The sequence below is a fragment of the Streptomyces sp. NPDC001231 genome, assembly GCF_042896885.1.
GTDB lineage: Bacteria > Actinomycetota > Actinomycetes > Streptomycetales > Streptomycetaceae > Streptomyces.
Map to the genome: position 1 here is coordinate 1 of NZ_JBIAXS010000075.1, position 1,652 is coordinate 1,652.

1 protein-coding gene is annotated in these 1,652 nt (G+C 71.5%); it reads left to right on the plus strand.

Going from position 1 to position 1,652, the window contains the following annotated elements; genetic code table 11:
• Positions 1-274: 274 nt before the first annotated feature.
• Positions 275-1,489: an IS110 family transposase gene (locus tag ACFY3J_RS38785; protein WP_390842885.1), complete on the plus strand. Its 1,215-nt coding sequence runs from the start codon at positions 275-277 to the stop codon at positions 1,487-1,489.
• Positions 1,490-1,652: the final 163 nt, after the last annotated feature.

Sequence of the window (1,652 nt, forward strand, 5' to 3'; positions counted from 1 at the left end):
CCCCGTTACCTTTCTCATGGCCCCGCAACGGGGCGCCTGGCCCCCGGGCCCGGTATGGCTGTTTGCCCCCTGTCGCACGCATGACCTGGGGGGTGTTGCCGCCGGGCCTCGGGGCACCGCTTGACCGCTGATGAGGGGCCTGACGACCGCCCGGTCCGGCGCAACGCCGGACCATTCCAGGGACGGGATGTCTGCGTAACGTGGTTGCCGGCGTGTGGTGCCGCAGGGACGGCCAGGAACTGGGTACGAGTGCGTATCGAGGGGGCACGCGAGCATGGTCGACACCGTCGAGATAGATCTGTTCCTCGGCCTGGACCTGGGCAAGGAGTTCCACCACGCCCATGGCCGGACCAAGGACGGCAGAACCGTGCACGACAAGCGGCTGCCCAACACCGAGCCGAAACTGCTGGAGCTGTTCAGCAAGCTGGTGGCGAAGTTCGGCACCGTGCTGGTGGTCGTGGACCAGGTCGCCAACATCGGCGCGTTGCCGCTGACGGTGGCCCGCGCGGCGGGCTGCCGGGTGGCCTACCTGCCCGGGCTGTCGATGCGGCGGGCCGCCGACCTGCACCCGGGCGAGGCCAAGACCGACGCCCGCGACGCGTTCGTGATCGCCGAGACCGCCCGGACCATGCCGCACACCCTGCGCGCGGTGGACCGTGACGACGAGGTGCTGGCCGAGCTGACCATGCTCACCGGCTACGACAACGACCTGGCCGGCGAGGTCAACCGCGCCACCAACCGGCTGCGCGGCCTGCTCTCCCAGATCCACCCCTCGCTCGAGCGCGTGCTCGGCCCGCGTCTGTCCTACCCCTATGTCCAGGCCCTCCTCCAACGGCACGGCTCCCCGGCGAGACTGAGAAAACTGGGCCGGGCCCGCTGCGAGGCCCTGCTCACGGCACACGGTTCGCGCAAGGCCCACCACCTCACCACCGAGATCTTCGACGCGCTCGCCGAGCAGTCCCTCGTCGTTCCCGGCACCGAGGCGTCCGCGCTGATCGTGCCCGGTCTGGCCGCCCAGCTCGCCGCCGCACACGCCCAGCGCCAGGCCACCGAGCATCAGATCGCGGCCCTGCTGGAGGCCCTCCCTCTTTTCCACCTCCTGACGTCGCTGCCCGGCATGGGCGTCAGGACCACGGCCGCCGTGATCGTCGCCATCGGCGACGGCAGAGGCTTCCCCACCGCCGGGCACCTCGCCTCCTACGCCGGACTCGCCCCCGCGACGAAGTCCTCGGGGACCTCCATCCGCGGCGAGCACGCGCCCCATCGCGGCAACCGCCTGCTCAAACGTGCCCTGTTCCAGGCCGCGTTCGCCGCGATCGGCTGCAAGAGCGACCTGTCCTCGCGGGTCTACTACGACCGCCAGCGCGCCCGCGGCAAGACCCACACGCAGGCCGTCCTCCGCCTGGCGCGGCAACGCGTGAACGTCATCCACGCGATGATCCGCACCGGGACCTTCTACGAGCCCCGCACCCTCGACCTCGCCGCCTGAACACCCCACCCGCCTACCCTTCCCGCCCCGTCACGCCCGCGCACCGGCACGGCCACCCCGCCAAGCCGGCCACCGGCCTGCCCCCACGGCACCCGATCCGCCCAGTACGAACCCCTACGAACCAGCCCCGCCAGGGTTGACGAAACAGATAGGGGCACCCCCC